This is a genomic window from Mesorhizobium sp. M7A.F.Ca.MR.362.00.0.0 (assembly GCF_004023175.1).
Classification (GTDB): Bacteria; Pseudomonadota; Alphaproteobacteria; order Rhizobiales; family Rhizobiaceae; genus Mesorhizobium.
The window spans coordinates 28,453-34,787 of record NZ_RZTF01000018.1; the positions used below are offsets into that span (position 1 = coordinate 28,453).

The window sequence follows — 6,335 nt, forward strand, 5'->3', positions numbered from 1 at the left end:
GCGCAAGGGTCGAGCGAGAACATTTCCTCGCTGTCGGCGGTCATCCAGCGCAATCCCCAGGATCCCGAAGGCTACAATGTGCGCGGCTCGGCCTATGGCCGTGGCGGTCAGTACCAGGCGGCGCTCAAGGATTTCAATCAAGCCATCCAGCTCAACCCGAATTTCTTCCAGGCCTATTCGAACCGCGCGCTCATCCAGCGCTTCCTCGGCAATCAGGAAGCCGCGCTCGCGGACTACAACCGTTCGATCCAGATCAACTCGAACTATGACGCCGCCTATATCGGCCGCGGCAATCTCTACCGCAAGGCGGGTCGCACCCAGGACGCCTTCAACGACTTCCAGAAGGCAATCCAGCTCGATACGACCGACGCGCGCGCCTACCACAATCGAGGCCTGATCTATCAGAGCCAGGGCCAGCACAAATTCGCCATCGAGGACTTCTCGACCGCCATCTCGCTGGCGCCGGACGCCGCCGAGCCCTACAACGGCCGCGGCCTCTCCTATCTGGCGACCAACGACGAGGACAACGCCTTTTCCGATTTCAACATGGCGATCAAGCTCGACGGCAGGAATGCCGAGGCCTGGTCCAACCAGGCGCTGATCTATGAGCGGCGCGGCGACAAGGCGAAGGCCGCGAAATCCTATAAGGAAGCCGTTCGCCTCGACCCTACCTACCAGCCGGCCAAGGATGGCCTCGCCCGCGTCAGCTGATCTCGGTTTCGGCTTCCCATACAAATCCGCGTGACATCCAAGTGCCGCGGAATCCTTTGCGTGTCCTAAAGGACGCACTTCGCAACCGGGCATTAACCCCGGCAGGAGGCTTTCGGCCCCTGCCTTGATCGCGCCAAGTTTTCAGCGGAACGGTCTACCCACCCAAGCCGTTGTTGAAAGTATTTTGCGAAAGGACCCTCCCATGATCAAGAAACTCGCCTGCGCCGCTGCCCTCGCCACGACGATGTTCGCGGTGGCTCCGGCCAGCGCCGGCAAGCTGCAACTCGGCACGCTCGATTGCACCATCGACGGCGGCACCGCTTATATCGTCGCTTCCAACAAGGGCGTGTCCTGTGTCTTCCGGCCTCATCATCACGGGCCGTCCGAGATTTACACAGGCGTCATCTCCAAGATCGGCCTCGATGTCGGCCAGACGCATCAGGGCCAGCTCGTCTGGGCCGTGCTGGCCGCGACCCGGGATCGTGACGGAGGCGATCTCGCCGGCAGCTACTACGGTGTCAACGCCGAGGCGAGCGTGGTGACCGGCGGCGGCGCCAATCTGCTGGTTGGCGGCCTGGACAGCGCCGTCATGCTGGAGCCGCTCAGCGTCCAAGCGCAGACCGGCGTCAACCTTGCCGTGGCTGTGACCTCGCTCCAGCTGATCCACTCATTCAAGTGATTGCATGGAGCCGTGCGCTCCATGACCCCTCACCCCGCGGCGCGGAACCAGATAGGATGGTTTCGCGCCGTTTGATTTGGGGGGGGAACCATCATGCTGAAGACAGCCATAGCTGCCGCCATGTTCACCACGCTATCCGGAGCGGTGCAGGCGCAGGACCGAGGCATGGAAGTCGGTACGCTTGACTGCGCCATAGGCGGCGGCACCGGCTTCATCTTCGGCTCGAGCAAGGATCTGAGCTGCACCTTCAACCCCGCCGACAAAAGCTTCGCGCCGGAAGCCTATTTCGGTGCCGTCAACAAATACGGCCTCGACATCGGCACGACGAAGCAGACGGTCATGCAATGGATCGTGCTGACGCCGCTGAAGAACATCTATGCGCCGGGTGCGCTGGCCGGCGACTATATCGGCGCCAGCGCGGAGGTGACGGCCGCCGTCGGCGCCGGCGCCAATCTGCTGGTCGGCGGCTCCTCTCAGGCCTTCACCTTGCAGCCGCTCAGCTTGCAGACGCAGACCGGCATGAACCTCGCGATCGGCGTCAGCCAATTCCAGCTGCGCAGCACCGAGAATTGATCGCGCAACGAAGCCCGCCAACCGAAGGGGCATCCGCGCGAACGGCCCTCAAAAAACCGCTTGAGCTCAACCCCGGTTGAGGTTTTACAAGCCTGCCCCGAGCGCAACAACGCCTCGATCCAGCGCTGTCGATTCGCATGGTCCTGCCGGAAACCCGTACTGGCTTCTGGCGTCCTGCGCTGGCGTCGAGATATGCAAGACGGGGGTGGAAATGACCGAGATCAGCACGAACAGGGTCGACTGGCGCGTATTGTGGGCAAGCGGCGACCTGGCGCGCTCCTGCTTCATCAGCCTCGGCATTCTGCTGCACGCCACCAACGAAACGATGGTGGCAACGGTGATGCCGGCCATGGTCGGCGAACTGGCGGGCGTACAGCTCGTCGGTTGGTCGCTGGCGATCTACGAACTCGGCGCCATCGTTGCCGGCGCGGCCGCCGGACGACTGGTGAGTTATGTCCCCTTGCGCACCAACATGGTGGTCGCCGCGCTCCTCTACGCAACAGGCGCGCTGATATGCGCCACCTCGCCTTCCATGCAACTGTTCCTCGCCGGCCGCCTGATCGAAGGACTTGGCGGCGGTGCGCTGGTGTCGCTGGCCTTCGTCTCGGTCGAACGACTGTTCTCGCGCGCCATCTGGCCGCAGCTTTTCGGCATCATGTCGGCGATCTGGGGCGTCGCCGCCTTCAGCGGACCATTGCTAGGCGCGATCATGACCGAGCTTTTGTCATGGCGCTGGGCCTTCGGCATCTTCACACTCGGCGGCGCCGCCATGGCGCTGGCAAGCTTCCTCGTGCTCGACACGCCGCAGGCGACGAAACCCAAGACGAGCACGGGCAAGGCACCGCCCTTCCCGTTCGCGGCCCTTGGCTGCCTTGCCGTCGCCGTGGTGCTGATCGCCTCGGCCGGCGTCGACATCGCCTTGCTGCGCTCTTCGCTGCTGATGGCCCTCGGACTCATCGGCCTGGTGCTGTTCTTCACCATCGACGCGCTGAAGCCGCGTTCGCGGCTGTTCCCGGCGCGGCTGTTCTCATGGCGCACGCCGGTCGGCGCCGGCATGACCATGGTTGCCGCCTTTTCGGTGGCGACCTGTTCCTTCGGCGTCTACGGACCGCTGTTGCTGACCAGCCTTCACGACATTCCGCTGTTGACGACCGGCTACATCATCGCCGCCGAATCGATAGCCTGGTCGATCCTCTCGATCCTGGTCGCCAACGCGCCGCCGCAGCGCGAGCGGCTGATCATCGTCGGCGGCGCGGTGATGATCGCGGCCGGCATCGCCGGCTTTGCGTATGCGATACCCCTGGGCTCCATCCCGCTGATCCTGATGTGTGCCCTGTTGCAGGGCGGCGGCTTCGGCATCGCCTGGCCGTTCCTGACGCGCGTCATCGTCGCCTCCGCCCCGGAGGGCGAGCAGACCATCGCCTCGGCGGCGGTGCCGACCATGCAGCGCATCGGCTATGCCGTGGGCGCCGCCCTTGCCGGCATCGTCGCCAACGCCAGCGGCTTTTCGCAAGGTTTGAACCACGACGCGGCGGCGAATGTCGCCTCCTGGCTGTTTCTTGCCTTCGTGCCGCTCGGCATTGTCGGCTGCCTGGCGGCCTTGCGGGTTTCCAGACCGCTTGGCCAGCCACGGGAAGCTATCGGCTAAAAACAACTCCAGTACCTCAGCTAGGAAGAGGCAGGCGTCAGGTGGACATGCCTCCGCAAGCCCTACCAAGAATTTGGCGGATGCAATCGGGGGTTTCAGCTGGCAAGTATCATTCTGTCATTTTGCGGGATCATGCTCGGCCGGAAAGAACTAATTCGGCCGATGCGTGTCTTCTGCGGTGTGCGACCATACGCCACTCGGTATACCTTCGAAAAATGCGACGCCGATACGAACCCACAGGCGATAGCGATATCAACAATCGGCAATTTCGTCTGGATAAGGAGTCCATCGGCATGCTCAAGCCTCAAACTCATGTAGTACCTAGCCGGCGAACAGCCGAATTCATACCGGAACAATCGCTCTAGCTGCCGGCGCGAGAGACGAGTAGCGGCAGCCAAAGTACCCATTGGAATCGGATCCGCGAGATATTCTTCCATCTTCCGCACCACATGCAGAACAACCTCGTTACATGGCCCTAGCCGCTTTGACAGAGGCAACCGCTGCCGGGCGGCTGCTCCCCGAACCCGATCGGCGACGAGAGTTGACATACCCGCGCAAAGACATCCTCCCCAAAGTCTCGGCTGACGATGCTGGCCATCATGTCTATGGAAGAGGCGCCTCCCGCCGAGGTATAAATGTCTCCATCAATCTCGTAGATGCCCAGACTGACGCTAACCCGGGCGTTATGTTCGACGAACGCAGGAAAATTCTGCCAATGAATAACGCATCTGCGGCCTTCGAGGAGGCCTGCCGTTGCCAGTACCTGAGCGCCGGAGGACAGCGCAGCGAGAACAACGCCGCGATGACTGCATTCTCGCAGCCACGCGTCCACTGCACGATCGCGATACCTGTCCACATTAGGACCAGAGCAGACAATCACCTTGTCTGGGCGCTTACCGCCAACCAGGTAGGACCTCTCGCGATGAATTGAATTGACCGTCTGAATATCCAGACCGCAGCTTGCCCTCACGTTACACCCGTCCGCTGAGACAAACCTCCAGTTGTAAGCCTCATAGCCCAATGCCAGGTTCGTAAGGCGAAACGCCTCAATTGCGGCTCCGAACGACAGAATATCGAACTCCGGCACCAGATAGAAAACTACATCTCGCGGTACGGTGTCTAAGTTGGCCACAGTTTCCCCTGGCATTTAAGTCAGTTGGCCTTAGTCCAAGGTCGACATAGATGCCGTGTCGGCAGCATCCGGTGGCCGTTGCGGCGGTAACAGGACTGGCTTGTCGGTCGAACGATGGGCTAGAGCCGGATGGCCAACTCGGAGGACGCGTGCTGCGTGGCTATTGGAGCATGTCGGCGAGTTCGAGCAGGTCCTTCGCTTTGTAGTCCCAGCCGTCCAGTGCTTTCTGGTTACCTGCCTTGGAAGGGTCTTCGGCGTTGGCGCGAGCGATGTAGGCGGTCTTCAATCCGCAACGGCGGGCCGCTTCCAAGTCGTAGTCATGCGCCGCCACCAGCATGGCATGCCCCGGCGGAACCTCAAGGAACTCACAGGCCCGCAGGTAGACTTGCGGCATGGGCTTGTAAGCTTGAGACATATCGGCGCCGATAATAAAATCCCACGGCAGATTGTTGTATTTCGATACGTTCACCAGAAGCCGGGCGTGTCCGTCGGACAACGGCGCGATGATGAAATGCGACTTCAAGCGAGAAAGACCCTCGGCCAAGTCCGGCCAGGCCTTCAGGCGATGCCACGACAGATTGAGGTATTCAAGTTCCTCCGATGGGAATGACGCAGGGGCCAAACCGAATTCTTCGAGGCTGGCAACGAGATTTTCTCTGTTTACCTGATCGAGCAAAACGAATGATCGCTTGCCGGTCCGAATTGGATCGACTGAAGCGTCGTAGCGTCCGACCCATGCATCGGCAAAACCAGCAGCGTCCACATGGCCGAGGTTGTGGCGTTTCAGAAACTCTCCGACCTCGGTCGTGATGCTGCCACGCCAGTCGACCATCGTGCCCAGGACGTCAAAGAACAGGACTTCAATATTACGCACGTTTTCTCCTTGTGCAGATCATGCAGGGATTCTTGGGGCTAGTCGCGATAAGAGGAGTCGGTTTGGTCCAACTGCCGCTTCAGATAGTCGAAGTGTGCGAATGCCTGATCATTGTAGGGAAGCCAGCCATCGGCCGTCTTCTGTGCGAGTTCATCGGACATGACGTTAAGCGGCTGGCCAGTTGAGTATGCGAGCACAAGGATCTTGGCCGCGCGCTCCATGAAATAGAGGTCTTCAAACGCCTCGGCGACCGTTCGTCCCGTGACGGTCACACCATGGTTGCCCATGATGATGACTCTCTTGCTGCCCAAAGCAGCCGCCAAGCGCTGCCCTTCGGCAGCATCGTCAGCCATGCCGCCGAACCCAAGATCGATACCGAACTGGCCAAAGAAACGAGCCGTGTTTTGGTCGATGGGCTTGATGCCGGGGTCTTTGAGACCGGCCAGCGCCGTCGTGTATGGGGGATGGCAATGCAGCATGACCCGGACTTCCGGCCGCCTGCCGTGCACGGAGCCGTGGATCGTCCACGCGGAGGGATCTGGGGCGTCAGGCCGAGCCATCACCCCGCTGTCGTCCGCATTCAGAACCAAGAGATCGCTCGCCCGAATCTCCCTGAAGTGCCGCCAGCGAGGGTTCATGAGGAATTTCTTCCCGTCGGCGGAAAGTGCGGCACTGAAATGATTTCCCACCGATTCATGCCAATCGAACTGGGCTGACA

At 61.2% G+C, this 6,335-nt stretch carries 6 protein-coding genes and 1 pseudogene; 4 read left to right on the top strand and 3 right to left on the bottom strand.

The window, feature by feature from the left end; genetic code table 11:
• The 4 genes from EOC06_RS04755 to EOC06_RS04770 form a co-directional block, all read left to right on the top strand.
• Nucleotides 1–711: tetratricopeptide repeat protein (locus EOC06_RS04755; RefSeq protein ID WP_245469335.1), on the top strand; the 711-nt coding region annotated here is incomplete at its 5' end.
• Nucleotides 712–913: 202 nt separating this feature from the next.
• A complete protein-coding gene (locus EOC06_RS04760) occupies nucleotides 914–1,390 on the top strand; it encodes a DUF992 domain-containing protein (RefSeq protein ID WP_127290636.1) in 477 nt (158 codons plus the stop codon).
• Nucleotides 1,391–1,483: 93 nt separating this feature from the next.
• Nucleotides 1,484–1,963: a DUF992 domain-containing protein gene (locus EOC06_RS04765; protein ID WP_023810132.1), complete on the top strand. Its 480-nt coding sequence runs from the start codon at nucleotides 1,484–1,486 to the stop codon at nucleotides 1,961–1,963.
• A gap of 211 nt (nucleotides 1,964–2,174) precedes the next feature.
• On the top strand, nucleotides 2,175–3,611 hold the full coding sequence (locus tag EOC06_RS04770) for an MFS transporter (protein WP_128307209.1): 1,437 nt from the start codon (nucleotides 2,175–2,177) through the stop codon (nucleotides 3,609–3,611).
• Between the two features lie 95 nt (nucleotides 3,612–3,706).
• Here the strand turns inward: EOC06_RS04770 and EOC06_RS04775 are convergent.
• The 3 genes and pseudogenes from EOC06_RS04775 to EOC06_RS04785 form a co-directional block, all read right to left on the bottom strand.
• Nucleotides 3,707–4,758 (bottom strand): annotated as a pseudogene (locus EOC06_RS04775) (GlxA family transcriptional regulator).
• Nucleotides 4,759–4,903: 145 nt separating this feature from the next.
• Nucleotides 4,904–5,617 (bottom strand): haloacid dehalogenase type II, encoded by a 714-nt coding sequence (locus tag EOC06_RS04780; RefSeq protein ID WP_128307210.1) that lies wholly within the window; start codon nucleotides 5,615–5,617, stop codon nucleotides 4,904–4,906.
• Nucleotides 5,618–5,655: 38 nt separating this feature from the next.
• On the bottom strand, nucleotides 5,656–6,335 hold a 680-nt coding region (locus EOC06_RS04785; protein WP_245469336.1), incomplete at its 5' end, for a class II aldolase/adducin family protein.